This window comes from Amycolatopsis sp. NPDC049159 (assembly GCF_040648295.1).
Classification (GTDB): domain Bacteria; phylum Actinomycetota; class Actinomycetes; order Mycobacteriales; family Pseudonocardiaceae; genus Amycolatopsis; species Amycolatopsis pretoriensis_A.
In genome coordinates this window covers 108,760-126,796 of record NZ_JBEZDL010000008.1, presented here as the reverse complement: position 1 = coordinate 126,796, position 18,037 = coordinate 108,760, and the positions used below count along the sequence as shown (strand labels likewise).

15 protein-coding genes are annotated in these 18,037 nt (G+C 73.4%); 9 read left to right on the top strand and 6 right to left on the bottom strand.

Annotated features, from left to right (window positions below):
• From nirB to AB0B33_RS16925, 4 genes are all read left to right on the top strand, one after another.
• Window positions 1–2,508: a nitrite reductase large subunit NirB gene (gene nirB / locus AB0B33_RS16940; protein WP_360772268.1), complete on the top strand. Its 2,508-nt coding sequence runs from the start codon at window positions 1–3 to the stop codon at window positions 2,506–2,508.
• Window positions 2,505–2,849 carry a nitrite reductase small subunit NirD gene (gene nirD, locus AB0B33_RS16935; RefSeq protein ID WP_360772265.1) on the top strand — a complete coding sequence of 115 codons (345 nt, stop codon included), beginning with the start codon at window positions 2,505–2,507 and terminating at the stop codon, window positions 2,847–2,849. Before nirB ends, nirD begins: the two co-directional genes overlap by 4 nt.
• Window positions 2,846–3,949, top strand: coding sequence for a uroporphyrinogen-III synthase (locus AB0B33_RS16930; protein WP_247014485.1), 1,104 nt, complete (start codon window positions 2,846–2,848; stop codon window positions 3,947–3,949). Before nirD ends, AB0B33_RS16930 begins: the two co-directional genes overlap by 4 nt.
• Window positions 3,950–4,050: 101 nt before the next feature.
• Window positions 4,051–4,716: a DUF4097 family beta strand repeat-containing protein gene (locus tag AB0B33_RS16925; RefSeq protein WP_360772262.1), complete on the top strand. Its 666-nt coding sequence runs from the start codon at window positions 4,051–4,053 to the stop codon at window positions 4,714–4,716.
• Window positions 4,717–4,745: 29 nt separating this feature from the next.
• Here AB0B33_RS16925 and AB0B33_RS16920 read toward each other — a convergent pair whose 3' ends face one another.
• Both AB0B33_RS16920 and AB0B33_RS16915 read right to left on the bottom strand, forming a co-directional pair.
• Window positions 4,746–5,843, bottom strand: coding sequence for a crosslink repair DNA glycosylase YcaQ family protein (locus AB0B33_RS16920; RefSeq protein ID WP_360772259.1), 1,098 nt, complete (start codon window positions 5,841–5,843; stop codon window positions 4,746–4,748).
• Between the two features lie 9 nt (window positions 5,844–5,852).
• A complete protein-coding gene (locus AB0B33_RS16915; RefSeq protein ID WP_360772256.1) occupies window positions 5,853–6,248 on the bottom strand; it encodes a DUF3224 domain-containing protein in 396 nt (131 codons plus the stop codon).
• A 63-nt stretch (window positions 6,249–6,311) separates the two neighbouring features.
• Between AB0B33_RS16915 and AB0B33_RS16910 the strand changes: the two genes are divergently transcribed.
• Window positions 6,312–7,280, top strand: coding sequence for a YafY family protein (locus AB0B33_RS16910; protein ID WP_247014481.1), 969 nt, complete (start codon window positions 6,312–6,314; stop codon window positions 7,278–7,280).
• On the top strand, window positions 7,273–8,082 hold the full coding sequence (locus AB0B33_RS16905) for a uroporphyrinogen-III synthase (protein WP_360772252.1): 810 nt from the start codon (window positions 7,273–7,275) through the stop codon (window positions 8,080–8,082). Before AB0B33_RS16910 ends, AB0B33_RS16905 begins: the two co-directional genes overlap by 8 nt.
• 110 nt (window positions 8,083–8,192) lie before the next feature.
• Here the strand turns inward: AB0B33_RS16905 and AB0B33_RS16900 are convergent, their stop codons facing one another.
• Both AB0B33_RS16900 and AB0B33_RS16895 read right to left on the bottom strand, forming a co-directional pair.
• The gene (locus tag AB0B33_RS16900; protein ID WP_360772249.1) at window positions 8,193–9,050 is read right to left on the bottom strand and encodes a siderophore-interacting protein; all 858 of its coding nucleotides are present in this window, start codon (window positions 9,048–9,050) and stop codon (window positions 8,193–8,195) included.
• A 28-nt stretch (window positions 9,051–9,078) separates the two neighbouring features.
• Entirely contained in the window at window positions 9,079–9,402 is a 324-nt protein-coding gene (locus AB0B33_RS16895) for an MGMT family protein (RefSeq protein ID WP_360772246.1), read from the bottom strand.
• 139 nt (window positions 9,403–9,541) lie between these two features.
• On the opposite strand from AB0B33_RS16895, the gene AB0B33_RS16890 reads away from it, so the two are divergent.
• Window positions 9,542–12,715, top strand: a complete 3,174-nt coding sequence (locus AB0B33_RS16890; RefSeq protein WP_360772783.1) for an ATP-dependent DNA helicase — start codon at window positions 9,542–9,544, stop codon at window positions 12,713–12,715.
• An 88-nt stretch (window positions 12,716–12,803) separates the two neighbouring features.
• Window positions 12,804–16,052, top strand: a complete 3,249-nt coding sequence (locus AB0B33_RS16885; RefSeq protein ID WP_360772243.1) for an ATP-dependent DNA helicase — start codon at window positions 12,804–12,806, stop codon at window positions 16,050–16,052.
• On the opposite strand, the gene AB0B33_RS16880 is transcribed toward AB0B33_RS16885, so the two are convergent.
• Both AB0B33_RS16880 and AB0B33_RS16875 read right to left on the bottom strand, forming a co-directional pair.
• Window positions 16,053–16,427 carry a hypothetical protein gene (locus AB0B33_RS16880; protein ID WP_360772240.1) on the bottom strand — a complete coding sequence of 125 codons (375 nt, stop codon included), beginning with the start codon at window positions 16,425–16,427 and terminating at the stop codon, window positions 16,053–16,055.
• A gap of 4 nt (window positions 16,428–16,431) precedes the next feature.
• Entirely contained in the window at window positions 16,432–16,794 is a 363-nt protein-coding gene (locus AB0B33_RS16875; protein ID WP_360772237.1) for a hypothetical protein, read from the bottom strand.
• Window positions 16,795–16,890: 96 nt separating this feature from the next.
• Here AB0B33_RS16875 and AB0B33_RS16870 point away from each other — a divergent pair, with 96 nt between their 5' ends.
• A complete protein-coding gene (locus tag AB0B33_RS16870) occupies window positions 16,891–17,973 on the top strand; it encodes a potassium channel family protein (protein WP_360772235.1) in 1,083 nt (360 codons plus the stop codon).
• Window positions 17,974–18,037: the final 64 nt, after the last annotated feature.

Below are 18,037 nucleotides of genomic sequence, written 5' to 3'. Positions count from 1 at the left end.
ATGCCCACCCTGGTCGTCGCCGGACACGGCATGGTCGCCCACCGGCTCGTGGAGGCGGTGCGCCATCGAGACAGCCCCGGCGCTTGGCACGTCGTCGTCCTGTCCGAGGAGCCGCGCCCGGCGTACGACCGGGTGGCGCTCACGTCCTACGTGGACACCTGGGACCCGGCCGCGCTCGCGCTGCCCGGCTCGGACTACGCGGGCGACCCGCACGTCGACCTCCGGCTCGGTGAGCCGGCCGTCTCGGTGGACCGGACCGCGAAGACGGTCACCACGGCGTCCGGTGCCACAGTCGGGTACGACGCCTTGGTGCTGGCGACCGGCTCACGGCCGTTCGTACCGCCGGTGCCCGGCCACGACCTGCCCGGCTGCTTCGTCTACCGGACCATCGAAGACCTCGACTCGATCCGCGCCGCGGCCGTCGACAAGCCCGGCCGCGGCCGGCGGTCCGCCGTGGTCATCGGCGGTGGCCTCCTCGGCCTGGAGGCTGCGAAGGCGTTGCGGGACATGGGTCTTTCGCCGCACGTCGTCGAGATGGCGCCGCGGCTGATGCCCCTGCAGGTCGACGAGGGCGGCGGCTCGCTGCTGCGGCGGCTCATCACCAACCTCGACGTCACCGTCCACACGGGAACGTCGACCGACGCCATCGAGGCCGACGGCTCGCGGCTGCTCGCCAAGCTGGGCAACGGCACCGAACTCGACGTCGACCTCGTCGTGTTCTCCGCCGGTGTCCGGCCGCGGGACGACCTCGCCCGGCAGTCCGGTCTGGACGTCGGTCCGCGTGGCGGTGTGCTGACGGATTCGTCCTGCCGCACCAGCGATCCCGCCGTGTACGCGATCGGCGAGTGCGCCGCGGTCGACGGCCGCGTCTACGGCATCGTGGCACCCGGGTACGCGATGGCCGAGATCGTCGCGGCCCAGCTCACCGGTGGTGCCGGCGAGTTCCCGGAGCCGGACACGTCCACGAAGCTGAAGCTGATGGGCGTCGACGTCGCTTCGTTCGGTGACGCGCACGCCCGCACCGAAGGCGCGCTGGAAGTCGCCGTCAACGACGCGGTCGCCGGCACGTACAAGAAGCTCGTGGTCACCGACGACGGCAAGACGCTGCTGGGCGGCGTGCTCGTCGGCGACGCGACCGAGTACAACACCCTGCGCGCGCTGGTCGGCCGTCCGCTGCCGGCCGAGCCGGGCGCGATCCTCGCCCCGGCCGGTGGCGGGGCGGCGGTCGGCGTCGACGCGCTCCCGGACGCGGCGCAGATCTGCTCGTGCAACGCGGTGTCCAAGGGCGCGATCACCCGCGCGATCCACGAAGACGGCTGCGACACCGTGCCGAGGCTCAAGGCGTGCACCCGCGCGGGCACCGCGTGCGGCTCGTGCGTCCCGCTGCTCGGACGGCTGCTGAGCGCGGCCGGTGTCGAGCAGTCGAAGGCCGTGTGCGAGCACTTCGCGCAGTCGCGCGCGGAGCTGTTCGAGATCGTCCAGGCCACCCGCATCACGACGTTCAGCGAGCTGATCGGCCGCTACGGCTCGGGCAGCGGCTGCGCGGTCTGCAAGCCGGTGGTGGCGTCGATCCTGGCCACCCTCGGCAACGGGCACGTGCTCGGTGGCGAGCAGATGACGTTGCAGGACACCAACGACCGGTACCTGGCGAACCTGCAGCGCAACGGCACGTACTCGGTCGTCCCGCGGATCCCGGGCGGCGAGATCACGCCGGAGAAGCTGATCGTGATCGGCCAGGTGGCCCAGGACTTCGGGCTGTACACCAAGATCACCGGCGGCCAGCGGATCGACCTGTTCGGCGCCACCGTGGACCAGCTGCCGCTGATCTGGCGGCGGCTGGTGGACGCGGGCTTCGAGTCCGGGCACGCGTACGGCAAGGCGCTGCGCACGGTCAAGTCGTGTGTCGGGTCGACGTGGTGCCGCTACGGCGTGCAGGACAGCGTCGGGCTGGCGATCGAGCTGGAGCTGCGCTACCGCGGGCTGCGGTCGCCGCACAAGCTCAAGTCGGCGGTCTCGGGCTGCGCGCGGGAGTGCGCCGAGGCGCGCAGCAAGGACTTCGGGATCATCGCCACGGAGAACGGCTGGAACCTCTACGTCGGCGGCAACGGCGGCACCACGCCCCGGCACGCCGACCTGCTCGTGTCCGATGTGGACACCGGGACGCTGATCCGCACGATCGACCGGTTCCTCATGTTCTACGTCCGCACCGCCGACCGGCTGCAGCGCACGGCGCCGTGGATCGAGGAGCTCGACGGCGGCCTCGACCACCTGCGCGCGGTGATCGTCGACGACTCCCTCGGCATCTGCGAAGACCTCGACGCGGCGATGGCCAAGCACGTCGACAACTACGCCGACGAGTGGAAGGGCGTCCTCGAGGACCCGGAGAAGCTGGCCCGGTTCTCGTCGTTCGTCAACGCGCCGGGCACGCCCGACCCGGCGATCTCGTTCCGCTCGGAGCGCGAGCAGAAGGTCCCGGTCATGCTGGGTGTCCCGGAGGTGCGGCGATGACGACGTCGATCGAGCGAACCTGGACGGCGGTCTGCGCCGCCGAGGCGGTCCCGGAGTACGCCGGGGTGGCGGCGCTGCTCGACGGCGGCGTGCAGGTGGCCATCTTCCGCCTGCCGGGCGAGCGCTGGTACGCACTGTCCAATTGGGACCCGTGCAGCGGCGCGGCGGTGCTCTCCCGCGGGATCGTCGGGGACACGGGCGGCGTCCCGGTCGTCGCGTCGCCCGTCTACAAGGAACGGTTCGCGCTCGACAGTGGACAGTGCCTGGACGCCGAGGACGTGTCCGTGCCGGTGTACGAGGTGCGCGTGCGAGGGGGCGTGGTCGAAGTGGAGAGCCCGTGACCGATGTCCTCCCGCTGACCGGGTTCGTGGTCGGCATCACCGCGGCGCGCCGGGCTGACGAGCTCGGCGCGCTTCTGGTGCGCAAGGGGGCGGGTGTCCGCTACGGCCCGGCGATCCGGATCGTGCCGCTGACCGACGACACGGAGCTGCACGCGGCGACGGCCGGGCTGCTCGAGGCGCCGGTGGACGCGGTGGTGGCGACGACGGGCATCGGCTTCCGCGGCTGGCTCGAGGCGGCCGAAGGCTGGGGCCTCGGCGACGCGCTGCTCTCGCGCCTTGCGGAGTGCGCCCTGCTGGCCCGCGGCCCGAAGGTGACCGGCGCGATCCGGGCGGCGGGGCTGACGGAGGCGTACTCGCCGGCGTCGGAGAGCAACGCGGAGCTGCTGCAGCACCTGCTGGCGGCGGACGTGTCGGGGAAGCGGATCGCGGTGCAGCTGCACGGCGAACCGTTGCCGTACTTCGTGGAGACGCTGCGGGCGGCGGGGGCGGAGGTCATCGAGATCTCGGTGTACCGCTGGGTCGGCCCGGTGGACCCGGGCCCGGTCGACCGGCTCCTGGACGGGGTGCTGGACGGCTCGATCCACGCGCTGCCGTTCACGAGCGCGCCCGCGGCGGCTTCGCTGCTCGCGCTGGCCCGGCGCACCGGCCGGCTGCCGGGCCTGGTCGCGGCGCTGTCGGGCCCGGTGGTGGCGGCGTGCGTCGGCCCGATCACGGCGGGACCGTTGGCGGCGCTGGGGGTGCCGACGGTCCAGCCGCACCGGGCGCGGATCGGCGCGCTGGCCCGCACGGTGGCGGAGACGCTGGTGACGCGGTCGCCGAGGTTCCTCGCGGGCGGCCGGGAGATCGAACTGCGCGGCCAGGCGGCCATCGTGGACGGTGACTGGCGCGAGGTGGCACCGGCACCGATGGCGTTGCTGCGCGCGCTGGCGGCGTCACCGGGCCGGGTGGTGTCGCGCCGCGAGCTGATCTCGGCGTTGCCGGGCGGCGGCGAGGAGCACGCGGTGGAGACGGCGATCGGCCGCCTGCGGACGGCGCTGGGCGGCGGGAAGGTCGTCCAGACGGTGGTGAAGCGGGGGTACCGGCTGGCCGTCGAGGCCTGACCGGCGTGTCAGCGGGCGTGTCAGCGCGGTGGCCACCCGGTGTCAGCGGCCCCGGTGAAAGTGGCTTCATCACCGGAACAGAGCCACTCAGGAGCCCCGAAATGCAGCACTTCGCCACCACCGCCCCGATCGCCACCGTCCTCGACATCCCCGCCGGCCGCGTCCGGTTCGTCGCCGCCGAGCCGGGCGAGACCACCGTCGACGTCCGGCCCGCCGACCCCGCCAAGAGCCGCGACGTGAGGGCGGCCGAGCAGGTCGAGGTCGGTTTCGCCGACGGCGTCCTGCACATCGAAGGCGCGGCCGGGAACCAGTACTTCGGCCCGTCCGGCTCCCTCGACGTGGTGGTCAAGCTGCCCGCCGGTTCGGACGTCCGGGCCAAGGCCGCCAGCGTCGCGCTGCGGGGCGTCGGCCGCCTCGGCGACGTCACCGTGGAAGGCGCGCACGGCGAGGCCGTGTTCGACGAGGCCGCGAGCCTGCACCTGACCGCCCACGCCGGCGACGTCTCGGTCGGGCGCCTCACCGGCCCGGCGGAGATCACCACCGGCAAGGGCGACATCCGGATCGCGGAGGCCGTCAGCGGCAACCTCGTCCTGAGCACCCAGGCCGGCGACATCACGGTCGGCGCGGCCACCGGCGTGTCCGCGTCCCTCGACGCCGGCACCACGTACGGCCGGATCCGCAACTCCCTCAAGAACACCGAGGGCGCGGCGGCCCTGACCATCCACGCGACCACGGCGTACGGCGACATCGACGCGGCCGCCCGGTGACCGCGCTCGGGGTGGGCTGGAGCCGCGCTTCAGCCCACCCAGGTGACCGCGTGCTTCTCGAACCCGCGCGCCGCCGCCACCCGCGCCGCTTCGGCTTCGGCGTCCTCGCGGACCGCCGGGCGGAGGGGGTCGAACGCCGTCACCGTGAACGTCAGCTTCGCGCCGCTGCCCTTCGTGCGCCAGGTGCCCGCGATGTCGCCGTCGGCCACGAGGACGCCGGGGTTGCCCAGCATCTTCCAGACCTCCTTGCGGCGCGCGGGATCCGGGACCAGCAGGGCCTTGTCGCGTGCCTGGATGAAGGGGTCCAGCGGTGGAAGCAGCCGCACGACGTCGGGCTCCGGCGGGTTCTCCAAGGCGGACAGCTGCGCGGCCGGCAGGTACTTCCGCCGTCCGTCCACCTTCACCTCGGCCAGGTCCGCCGGCCACGTCCGGTCCACGACCGCCTTGGCCGTCCCGACGAACTCCGCCGCTTCACCCGGGGACGCGGGGCCGTTGAGCCGCAGGTAGTCCTCGACCACCTTCGCCGCGGCCGCCGGGTCCGGGGTGCGGCGCAGCCGGCCGCGTCCTTCGAGCGGCGCCAGCGTCGCCGGGGAGGCGCCCGCGACCAGGCGGACACCCGCGTGCGGGGCCGCGATCCGCATCAGCTGTTCCTGGATGTGGGTGGCACCGCACCCGCGGCACCACCGGGAGAACGACGGCGGCAGCGCCTTCGTCACCGCGGTGCTCGCCGCGCCCTTCGTCATCGGCTTGGTGACGACCTTCCGCAGCGCGGCCGCCGCCGTGAAGACCACCTCGGCCGCCGACTGTCCGGTCGCCGCCAGTTCCTTGCGCTGCCACAGCATCCGGGCGAGCGCGTCCGCGTCGTCGAGGGGCACCAGCGCTCGCGTCACCTCGGCGAGGTCCAGGTGGTAGTGCGGCGCGCCGCGCAACGTCCAGGCGAGCACCAGCCGCGGATCGTCCACAAGGGACGCCTCGCCGTCCAGTCGGGCCACGAGGGCGAGCAGCGCGGTGTCGCGCATGCTGTCCTGCAGCCCGGCCTTGACGACGGCGAGGTCGGCGACGTCGCCGGCCGTGCGGTGCAGGCCGTGCTCGGCGATGCGGTAGGCGAGTACCTGGCGGCGGTCCACTTGCGACTCCTAGAACGCGTACTCGAACGTGTAGCCCACCTTGTCCACGCCGGTCGCGCCGCCGGCGGTCCCGCTGCCGGTCAGGCCGGCCAGTCCGCCGGTACCCGAACCGGGGACGACCTTGAACGTCGAGGTGAAGCCCTTGTCGTCGAACGTGTACTCGTGGCGCACGATGAACGTCCCTTCGCGACCGTCGACCTTGCCTTCGAAGCGCTCGAAGCTCGGCGACGTCGTCTGCCCGCTGTTGTAGCCTTCGCCCGCGTAGTACAGCAGAAGGTCGCAGATCGATTCACCCTCGATGACGCCTTCGTACGCGAACGTGACGTGTGCGTAGGCCACCCGCGGGCCGCCTTCGGTGCCGCTGACGATCTTCTCTTCCCAGTTCTTCGTCATGAACTCGTTCATGGAAGTCACCCTGCCGGACATACCTGTCAGCTTGTGTCAGGTATTTCTGCCAGAATCGGCGGCATGCGCGCGAGCCGCCTCCTGTCCGTCCTCCTGCTGCTGCAGAACCGCGGCCGGATGACGGCCGAGGAGCTGGCCGAAGAGCTCGAAGTCTCGGTGCGCACGATCTACCGGGACATCGACGCGCTGTCGGCGTCCGGTGTCCCGGTGTACGCCGACCGCGGGCGGACCGGCGGGTACCGCCTGGTCGACGGCTACCGCACCCGGCTGACCGGGATGACCGAGGAAGAGGCGCAGTCGCTGTCGCTGGCCGGGCTGCCGGTCGCGGCCGCCGAGCTGGGGCTCGGGACGGTCCTCGCGGCGGCGCAGCTCAAGCTGTACGCGGCGCTGCCGTCGGAGCTGCGCGACCGGGCCGGCCGCGTCGCCGAGCGGTTCTACCTGGACGTTCCTGGCTGGCACCGGGGGATCGAGAGCCTGCCGGCGCTGTCCGCCGTCGCCGACGCGGTGTGGTCGTCGCACCGGATCCGGATCCGCTACGAACGGTGGGGGCAGCGCGTCGTCGAGCGGGACGTCGAGCCGCTGGGACTGATCCTCAAGGCGGGCAACTGGTACCTCGCGGCGCGGTGCGAAGGCACCGACCGGACGTACCGGATCTCGCGGGTGCAGGCGCTGGAGGACCTCGGCGAGGTGTTCGAGCGGCCGGCCGGCTTCGACCTCGCGCGGTACTGGCAGGAGTGGTCGGAGCAGTTCGAACGCCGGATGTTCCCGCGCGTGGCCGTGGTGCGGCTGTCGCCGCGGGCGCAGGCTCTCGTACCGTTCTACGCGGGTCCGGCCGGGGCCCGCGCGCTGCGGTCGGCCGTGGGCGAACCCGACGCGGACGGCTGGCTCACCGTGGAGCTGCCGGTGGAGCGCGGCGAACCGGCCATCGGCGAGCTGCTGCGCTTCGGGCCGCACCTGGAGGTCCTCGAACCGGCGGACCTGCGGGCGGAGCTGGCGGAAGCGATCGAGGAGATGGGCGCGATCTATGGGTGAGCTGAGCGGCATCGCCATCGGCGTCACGGCCGAACGCCGGGCGGAGGACTTCATCGCGGCCCTCGAACGCTACGGCGCCGAGGTCCGCCACGCGCCGACGATCACGATCGTGCCGCTCGAGTCGGATCCCGCGCTGCGGTCGGCCACCGAAGCGGTCCTGGCGGAGCCGGTCGCGTTCACGGCGGTGACGACGGGCGCGGGCTTCCGCGGCTGGCTCGACGCGGCTGATGGTTGGGGCCTGCGCGAGCCGTTGCTGGAGCGGCTTCGGGAGTCCCGGATCTACGCGCGCGGCCCGAAGGCGGTCGGTGCGGTCCGGGGTGCCGGGCTGCGGGAGTTCTTTTCGGCGGAGTCGGAGTCGAACGCGGAGCTGTTCGGGGCGGTGGCTTCGGCGGGTGTCGAGGGTGCGCGGGTGGCCGTCCAGCTGCACGGGACGCCGTTGCCGGAGCACACGGAGTTGTTGACCGGGGCGTCGCTGGTGGAGGTGCAGCCGTACCGGTGGCATTCGCCGGCGGACGTGGCGCCGGTGCACGAGCTGATCGACGCGGCGGTGGCGGGGGAGGTGGCCGCGCTGGCGTTCACGAGCGCTCCCGCGGCGGCGAACTTCCTTTCGTTGGCGCGGTCCTACGGGCGGTACGAGGCGGTGGTGGCCGCGTTGCGGGGACCGGTGGTGGTCGCGTGCGTGGGGCCGGTGACGGCGGCACCGCTGGAGGAGGCCGGGATATCGACCCTGCAGCCGGACCGCCAGCGGCTGGGCGCGTTGGTCAAACTGCTGGTCGCGACCCTCGGCGACAGTCAGCACTGAGCTGCCGGGGCAGAGCTTCGTCCAGTACGTCTCGAAGACGCCCCCGGGCGTCGGCAGCCGGCCAGCGTGGAGTTGTCCTCGCGCAGCTCCTCGCCGGGGCGCCGCCGAGGTCAGTCCTCCTCGGCCGGGACCTCGCCGGCCTCGGCCGCCCGGACCGCTTCCCGGCTCGCGGCTTCCTCGCTCAGCCCGCGCCGCCAGTAGCCCGTGAAGCAGATCGCCCGCTTGCCGACCTCGCGCTCCCGCACCAGGTGCCGTCGCACCAGCTTCACCACGCCCGCCTCGCCGGACACCCACGCGTACGGCGTCCCGCCGGGGAACGTCGCGCCGCGGACGGCTTCCAGCAACGCCTCGCCCAGCGGACGCGAGTCGCGCAGCACCCAGTGCACCTCGACCGCGCCCAAGGTGTCGAACGTCTGCCGGTCCGCCCGGTCCGCCAGCTCGACGAACACCGACGCCCGGGTGCCCGGGGGCAGCTGCTCGATGATCGCACCGATCGCGGGCAACGCCGTTTCGTCGCCGACCAGCAGCTGCCAGTCGGCGGCGGGCGTGGGCGCGTACAGGCCGTGCGGGCCCATGAACGCCACCTGGTCGCCCGGCCTGACGCGCGACGCCCACGCCGACGCCGGGCCCTCGTCGCCGTGCAGGACGAAGTCGATGTCGACCTCTGCCGCGTCCGGCCGGATCGCCCGGGCCGTGTACGTGCGCATCGGTGGTCGGAGATCGTCCGGCATCGCCAGGTACGTGCGGTACCAGGACATGACGTCGGAAGCGGTCTCCGGCAGCACCGGCTCCTCCTGCCCGGCGAGCGGGAAGAAGAGCTTCACGTACTGGTCGGGCGCCTGCGGCACCAGGTCGCGGAACGTCTCCGCGGCGAGCGTCACGCGCACCAGGTGCGGCGACAGCGGCCGGACCACCGCGACCGAGGCCCGGTGGTAAGTCAGGGTGGTGCGCTCCGCCTGAGTCGCCATTAGGCGAGGCTAACCTAAGCAACAGCGGTCAGAACAGCCCTTCCGGACCGGGATCCTCGTCACCTCCTTGCTTCCAGCGGTACTTCCGCAGGTCCACGCGCTGGCCGTCGGCCAGCACCCCTTCTGCCCGCAGCCGCTCCAGCTGGTCGTGGACCAGGTGGGGTGCCGGGGTGCCGTTCGCGCGCAGGATCCGGTGCCACGGCAGGTCGTGCCCGTCCTCGGCGAGGATGGCGCCCACCATCCGCGGCGAAGGCGCGCCGGCGAGCGCCGCGATGTCGCCGTACGTCGCGACCGTGCCGGCCGGCACCGACTCGATGATCTCCCGCACGCGCTCGTGCAGAACGTCGTCCATACCGACACTCTGCCGGATGGGTACGACACTTTTCGTGGCCGTCCGCCGCTAAGCCGTGCCGGTGCCGCACCCACTACTCCGGACGTGGTTCCATCGCGGGGTGAACGGGAGGCGAACGGCGCAGGCGGACGCGCGGCTGGTGCGCACGCCGGTCCCCGACGCACCCACGTTCACCTGGGACGAAGGCGCCCGGCGCGTGCTCTCCGCACCCGGTGGGTTCCGCCGCGTGCTCGGCGGGCCCGGCACCGGCAAGACGTCGCTGCTCGCCTCGGCCGCCACCCGCCGCATCGCCGAGGGCGCGGACCCCGAGAGCGTGCTCGTGCTCACCACGTCCCGCAAGGCCGCGGACGCCCTGCGCGCCGACATCACGCGCCGGCTCACCGCCGACCCGGACCAGGCGCGGCCGCTGCCGCGGACCGTCCGCGAACCGCTCGTGCGCACCGTGCACTCCTACGCCTATTCCCTGCTGCGGCTGGAAGCGATGGCCGGGGAGCTCCCGCCGCCACGCCTGCTCGCGGGCGCCGAGCAGGACGTCGTCGTGCGCGAACTGCTGGCCGGTGACCTCGACGAAGAAGCCGAGTACTGGCCGGAACCGCTGCGGCCCGCCCTGATCGTCCCCGGCTTCGCCGAAGAGCTGCGCGACCTGCTGATGCGCGCGGCCGAGCGCGGGCTCGGCCCGGAGGACCTCGCCGAGCTGGGCCGCCGCCGCGGCCGTGACGAGTGGATCGCCGCCGGCCAGTTCTGGGCCCAGTACGAAGAAGTCACGCAGCTGCAGGGCGCGGGCGGCAACGCGCTCGGCGTCGCGAGCTCGCCCGCGCTGGACGCCGCGGAGCTGGTCACCTCCGCGCTGCTCGCCCTCGAGGACGACGACGAGCTGCGCGAACGCGAGCGCACCCGCGTCCGGCACCTGTTCGTCGACGACGCCCACCACCTCGACCCGCTGCAGACCAGCCTGGTCCGGGTGATCGGGCACACCGCGGCCGAGTTCGTCGTGGCCGGCGACCCCGACCAGAACGTGTTCTCCTTCCGCGGCGCGGACGCGAGCCTGTTCGCCGACGCCGATCCGGACGGCAGCCGGACCGTCACGCTCACGACGTCGCACCGGCTGGCCCCGGCCGTGCGCCTGGCGGTGGCGAAGATCGGCGCGACGCTGCCGGGTGCGTCGCAGCACCGCAAGATCGTCCCGCCGAAGGGCGCCACCGGCGGGAACGTGCGCGTCCGCGTGATGCCGACGCCCGCCGCCGAGGCGAGCTGGATCGCCGACCAGCTGCGCCGCGCGCACCTCGTCGACGGCGTGCCGTGGTCGGAGATCGCGGTGCTCGTCCGGTCGCCGGCGCGGACTTTCCTGGTGCTGCAACGCGCTTTGCGTGCCGCCGGCGTCCCGATCGGGTCGGCGACCGAGGAGCTGCCGCTGGCGAAGCAGCCCGCGGTGCGTCCGCTGCTGGCCGTGCTGAAGCTCGCGCCCGCCCCCGACCTCCTCGACGTCGACCTCGCGGAAATGCTGCTGTCGTCCGCGCTCGGCGGCGCGGATCCCTTGGCGCTGCGGCGGTTGCGGCGCGGTCTGCGTCGCCTCGAACTGGCCGGCGGCGGGCAGCGCTCGAGCGACGAGCTGCTCGTGGAAGCGTTGCGGGGCGGGGACGTCCTCGCCGGGCTGGCCGACGCCGAGGCCGAGCCGGTGCGGCGCGTCGGCGGGCTGCTGCGCGTCACGCACCAGGCCGTGGCCCGCGGTGACGGTGTCGAGCAGGTGCTGTGGCAGCTGTGGCGGGAAAGCGGCCTGCAGGACAAGCTGCTGCGCCAGGTCGAGCGCGGCGGGTCGCTGGCCGCGCAGGCCGATCGCGACCTCGACGCCGTGGTGGCGTTGTTCGACGCCGCCGGCCGGTACGTCGACCGGCTACCGCGCGCGAGTGTCGCGTCCTTCGCGGATTACCTCGGTGCGCAACGGATCGCGGGCGACACGCTCGCTCCGGCTGCTGTGCCGGGCGACGGCGTTTCGCTGCTCACGGCGCACTCGGCCGCCGGTCGCGAGTGGACGGTCGTCGCCGTCGCCGGTGTCCAGGAGGGCGCGTGGCCGGACCTGCGGCTGCGCGGATCCGTGCTGGGCGTGGAACGGCTCAAGGACCTGATGGCCGGGGTCGACGACGACGCCGTGTCCCAGACCGCCCCGATCCTCGCCGAGGAGCGGCGGCTGTTCTACCTCGCGATGAGCCGCGCGAAGCAGACGTTGCTCGTCACTGCGGTTTCGGGCGAGGACGAGCAGCCGTCCCGGTTCCTCGACGACCTGGAGGAGAACGGCGCCGACGACGGCGGTCTCGACTCGCGGATGAAGCCGCCGGGGCGGTCGCTGGTGCTGGCCGAGCTGGTGGGGGAGCTGCGCGAGGTCGTCTGCGACGACAAGGCGGAGCCCGCGCGCCGGCGCCGGGCGGCGAAGCAGCTGGCGCGCCTGGCCGACGCGAAGGTGCCGGGCGCGCACCCGTCGACGTGGTACGGCCTGCTCCCGGCGTCCACCGACGTCCCGGTGCACCCGCCCGGCGACCTCATCCGGATCTCACCGTCCACAGTGGAAATCCTGACGAAGTGCCCGCTGCGCTGGATGATCGAGCGCCACGGCGGCAGCGACCCCGCCCAGCTGGCCGCGGTGACCGGCACCCTGGTGCACGGGCTGGCGCAGGCGGTCGCGTCCGGTCGCACGGACGCGGAGCTGCAGTCCGCTTTGGACGATGCCTGGGTGCGCGTCGACGCCGGGGCGCCGTGGTTCTCGCGGCGGGAACGGCGGCGCGTCGAGCAGATGCTGCAGAACTTCGTGACGTGGCTGGAGCGCAGCCGGGCGGAGCTCAAGGAAGCCGGCGTCGAGCAGGACATCGAGGTGGAGCTGCCGGCCGGTGGCGCCGACGAGGTCCGGGTGCTGCTGCGGGGCCGCGTCGACCGGGTGGAGCTCGACGCCGACGGGCGGCCGGTGATCGTCGACATCAAGACGGGGAAGGTGCCCGTTTCCGGCGCGGACGCCGAGGCGCACCCGCAGCTGGCCGCGTACCAGCTCGCGGTGCTGCTGGGGGCGATCAAGGGCAGCAACGAACCCGGCGGCGCGAAGCTGGTCTACGTCGCGAAGGCGAACAAACAGACCGGCGCCACCGAACGGTCCCAGCCGCCGCTGGACGAGGTGGGCGGCAAGCAGTGGCTGGAGCTGGTCCGCGACGCCGCGGCGTCGGCCGCCGGGCCGGACTACCAGGCGCAGGAGAACCCGGACTGCGACCGCTGCCCGGCCCGCGGCTGCTGCCCCCTGCGCCCCGAAGGCCGGCAGGTACCAGGCCCGTGACCCCCGTCAACGTCACTTTCCCTACGAAAGCTCCGCTTTGCGCCACAAAGCGGAGCTTTCGTAGGGAAAGTTGCGTCGGGGGGAGCGCGTGAGCCCGCTCCTCGTCGCCAACCCCGTCGAGCCCGCGGAACTGGCCGACGCGCTCGGGCTGCACCGGCCGACCCCCGAGCAGGCGACCGTCATCGCCGCGCCCGTCGAACCCTCGCTCGTCGTCGCCGGGGCCGGCGCGGGGAAGACCGAAACGATGGCCGCGCGGGTGGTCTGGCTGGTCGCCAACGGGATCGTCAGCCCCGACCGTGTGCTCGGCCTCACCTTCACCCGCAAGGCCGCCCGCCAGCTCGGGGAACGCGTCCGCGCACGGCTGCGCCGCCTCGCCGGGTCCGGCCTCCTCGACCGCCTCGACCCCACCGGCGGGCTGCGGTCCACTGTGGTCGCCGGCGAGCCGACCGTCCTCACCTACCACGCCTACGCCGGGCGCATGCTGTCCGAGCACGGCCTCCGGCTGCCGGTGCAGCCCGGTGTCCGGCTGCTGTCCGAGACGTCGTCGTGGCAGATCGCGCACCGCGTGGTGTCCACTTGGGACAACGAGCTCGAGACCGACCGCGTCCCGCCGACCGTCACCGCCGACGTGCTCGCCCTCGCCGGCGAACTCGGCGAGCACCTGGTCTCCACCGAGCAGCTCGCCGAGTACACGAAGTGGCTCTGCCGGATCATCGAGAACGCGCCGCGCGCCAAGGGACAGCGGGCCGGGCTGCCGCAGAAGCTCACGGAAATCATGGCGGCGCAGCACTTCCGGCTCGCGCTGCTGCCGCTCGTCGAGGACTACCACCGTCGCAAGCGCAACGAAGGCGCGCTCGACTTCGCCGATCAGATGTCCCTCGCCGCGCAGCTCGCGAGCGGCTACCCGTCGGTGGTGCGCGGCGAACGGGAACGCTACGGCGCCGTCCTGCTCGACGAGTACCAGGACACCGGGCACGCCCAGCGCGTCCTGCTGCGCGCGCTGTTCGGCGGCGTCGAGAACCCGCCGATGCCGGTGACCGCCGTCGGCGACCCGGCGCAGGCCATCTACGGCTGGCGCGGCGCCAGCGCGGCCAACCTGCCCCGGTTCACCTCGGACTTCCCGCGCTTCGACGGCGAACGCCTCGTCCCCGCGCACGAATTCGGGCTGCTCACCAGCTTCCGCAACCCGCCGGAGATCCTCGACCTCGCGAACGCGATCGCCGAACCGCTGCGCGCCCGCGGCCTCGGCGTCGAACGGTTGCGGGCCCGCGAAGGCGCCGGCGCGGCGGACATCGCGTGCGCGCTGCTGCCGGACATCCGCGCCGAACGCGAGTGGGTCGCCGACGCCCTGTCGCGGCGCTGGTACGCCGTGCAGGAGGAGACCGGGAAGCCGCCGACCGCCGCCGTCCTCGTGCGGCGCCGCGCCGACATGGCCCCGATCGCCGCCGAACTACGGGCGCGCGGGCTGCCGGTCGAGGTCGTCGGGCTCGGCGGCCTGCTCGACGAACCCGAGGTCGCCGACCTCGTTTCGACGTTGAAGGTGCTCGCCGACCCGCTGTCGGGCAGTGCGGCGGCCCGGCTCCTGACCGGCGCGCGCTGGCGCCTCGCGGCCGCCGACGTCGCGGCGCTGTGGCGGCGGGCCGGCGAGCTGTCCAGCCCGGAGAAGTCCGACACCCCGGAGCTGGTGGTCGAGCGGGTCGAGCAGGCCGGGCTGATCGACGCCGTCGACGAACCCGGTGCGGCGGAACGGTATTCGGCGGAGGGCTACCGGCGCATCCGGCGGATCGGCTGGGAGCTGGCCGCGCTGCGGCGGCGGCTCGACCAGTCGCTGCCGGAGCTCGTCGCCGACGTCGAGCGCACGATGCTGCTGGACGTCGAATCGCTGGCCCGCCCCGGTTCCGCGGGCCGCGCGCACCTGGACGCGTTCGCCGAAGTCGTCACCGACTACGCCGAGACCGCGCCGACGGCGACCCTGCTGTCCTTTGTGGACTATCTGAACACGGCCGCGCACGCCGAAGACGGTCTCACCCCCGGCGAGGTCGAGGTCGTCCCGGACCGGGTGCAGGTGCTCACCGTGCACTCGTCGAAGGGCCTGGAGTGGGAGGTCGTCGCCGTCCCGCACCTGGTGCACGAGGTGTTCCCCGGCCGTCGCCGGTCGTCGTCGTGGCTGCGGACCGCGACTTCGCTGCCCGCGGTGCTGCGCGGTGACGCCGAAGACCTGCCGGAGCTGCGCGTCGCCGAGGGTTACGACCGCAAGGAAGTCCAAGAAGGACTGGAGCTGCACGAGGCCGGGTTCGTCGAGCGGGAGCAGTCCGAGGAGCGGCGGCTCTGCTACGTGGCGCTGACGCGGTCCGAGCGCGCGCTGATCGTCTCCGGGCACTGGTGGAACGAAAGCAGCAGCCGCGCGAAGGGGCCGTCGGAGTTCCTCACCGAGATCGCCGGCGTGCTGCGGGAAACCGGCGTCGGGCAGCTGGCCGACTGGGCGCCGGAACCGGCGTCGGACGAGGAAAACCCGCTGGTGTCGGACTCGCGGAAGTCGCGGTGGCCGGTCGACCCGCTGGCCGACCGCCGCACCGGCGTGCAGACCGGGGTCGAGCTGGTGTCCGAGGCGATGTCCACTTCGGACGCTGAGGAACCGCCGGCGGAAGGGGAGGACGACGACCCGGACGGCTGGCTGACCGACACCGACGTCCTGCTCGAGGAGTGGGCGCGCAAGGACGACCACGTCAAGCGGGTCCCGCTGCCTTCGCGGCTCACGGTGAGCCAGCTGGTCGCGCTGGCCGACGACAGCGCCCGGCTCGCGAGCGACCTGCGCCGCCCGTTGCCGATGGAGCCCAACAGCTTCGCCCGCCGCGGCACGGAGTTCCACGGCTGGCTGGAACGCCGCTTCGGGGGCGACCAGCTGATCGAGATCGACGACCTCCCGGGCGCGGCCGACTTCGACGAGGCGCCCGACACGGACTTCGAGGAACTCCGGGAGGCGTTCGAGGCCAGCGAGTGGGCGGAGCGCGTCCCGGCGGCGGTGGAGGTCTCGTTCTCGGCCGACGTCGAGGGCATCACCCTGCGCGGCCGCATGGACGCGGTGTTCTGGCACGCCGACGGGTACTGGGAGGTCGTGGACTGGAAGACGGGCTCGGTCCCGCCCGAGCCGAGGATCCCGGCACTGGCGGTCCAGCTGGCGGCGTACCGGATGGCCTGGGCGGCGCTGAAGAACGTCCCGGTGGAGCAGGTGCGGGCGGCGTTCCACTACGTCCGGGCGAACCGCACGATCCGCCCGGCGGACCTGCTGGACACGGAAGGCCTGCGCCGGCTCCTGCGGGACATCCCGCAGGAGTGACTACAGGTCGACCGGGTAGAGGTCGAGGCGGCCGGCGGTCACCCGCAGCCAGCCGCCGGGCCGGATTTCCGGTGCGGGCGCGGGGAGTTCGGCCAGCACCACGCTGTCACCCAGCTCGAGGGTGAGCACGCCGTCCTCGGGGGTGTACGCGGCCACCCGGGCCGTGACGCGGACCTGGTCGCCGGTGCCGCGAAGCTCGGGCGTGCCGGCCGGGACCACCGCCCAGGTCCGGAGCGCGGCCGGGAAGTCCAGCTCCACGTGGACCCGCCCGACGCGGGGCGGCTCCGTGCCCCGCCAGGCCGCGTTCGCGGTGCCCAGCGGGGAAGCGAAGCGGACCAGGCCGCCGTCGAGCACCTCGGTGATTTCGGCGTGCACGGCGTCAGCCGCGGTCGCGGACCTTCAGCGCCCACGCGATCAGCGGCCACTGCAGCGGCAGCCGCCCCCACGCGATCGCGCGCTGGGGCGGGGTCTTCGCGTCCACCGCCATCTTCACGTTCCCCGGGAACACCCCCAAGAACAGCAACGCCGCCGCCAGCCCGCCCAGCCGGCGCGTGCGCGGGGTCGCCACCGCGGCCGCGACCGCCAGCTCCACCACCCCCGAGCCGTACGTCCACGCCCGGCGCGAACCCGGCAGGGAACGCGGGATCAGGCCGTCGAACGGCTTGGGCACGGCGAAGTGCAGGACGCCCATGAAGCCCAGTGCCCCCGCCAAGAGGTGCGCGGGCCGTTGCGAGGTAGCCATGGGGGCATCGTCGCGTTCCACGCGGCGGTCCGCCACCCGGTTGGGCTATCCTCCGGGCGTGAGTGACGCTCGACACCAGCCGCTGGGAGCCGGTGCATGAAGGCCCTGAGGCGGTTGCCGCTGGGCAGTCTCACCGATCGGCCGGACCACGAGCTCGTCGGCGTCTTGCGGATGCCCGAGCTGACGGTCAGCCCGCTGCGGGCCATCGTGAAGCGGATCATCGGCGCGCTGCTCGCGCTGCTGGCCACCGTGATCATCGTCTACGTCGACCGCGACGGGTACCGCGACGCCAACGGCGACGGCCTGTCCCTGCTGGACAGCCTGTACTACGCCACCGTCTCGCTCTCGACCACCGGCTACGGCGACATCGCGCCGGCCACGGCGTCCGCCCGGCTGGTGAACGTCCTGGTGATCACGCCGCTGCGGGTGCTCTTCCTCATCGTCCTGGTCGGGACCACCCTGGAAGTGCTCACCGAGCGCTCCCGCCAGGCGTTCAAGATCCAGAAGTGGAGGACGAAGGTGCGCGACCACACGGTCGTCGTCGGGTTCGGCACCAAGGGCCGGTCCGCCGTCAACGCGCTGCTCGGCGACGAGAACGTCGCCCCGGGCCAGATCGTCGTCGTCGACACCGACCAGCAGGCCCTCGACGCGGCGAGCGCGCTGGGCCTGGTCGCCGTGCACGGCTCGGCCACCCGCTCCGACGTCCTGCGCGTCGCCGCGGTGCAGCACGCGCGCGCGGTCGTCGTCGCCCCGAACCGGGACGACACGGCGGTCCTCGTCACCCTGACCGCCCGCGAGCTGGCGCCCAAGGCGCACATCGTGGCGTCGGTGCGGGAGGCGGAGAACGTCCACCTGCTCAAGCAGTCGGGCGCCAACCAGGTCGTCGTCTCCAGCGAGACGGCCGGGCGGCTGCTCGGCATGGCGACGTCGACGCCGCTGGTCGTCGACATCATGGAGGACCTGCTGACCCCGGAGTCGGGCCTGGCGATCGCCGAGCGGGCGGTCGAGCCCGCCGAGGAGGGCGGTTCGCCGCGGCACCTGCCCGACCTCGTGCTCGGCCTGGTCCGCGACGGCGTCCTCTACCGCGTCGACGCCCCGCAGGCCGACGCCATCGAACCCGGCGACAAGCTCCTCTACGTCAAGAAGGTCACGCAGGCGGAGAAGATCGAACAGCGGTGACGGCACCTGGGTTTCGGCCGCGGAATCTGGAACCATGGCCGGGTGCCCCCGCGATCCCTCGCCC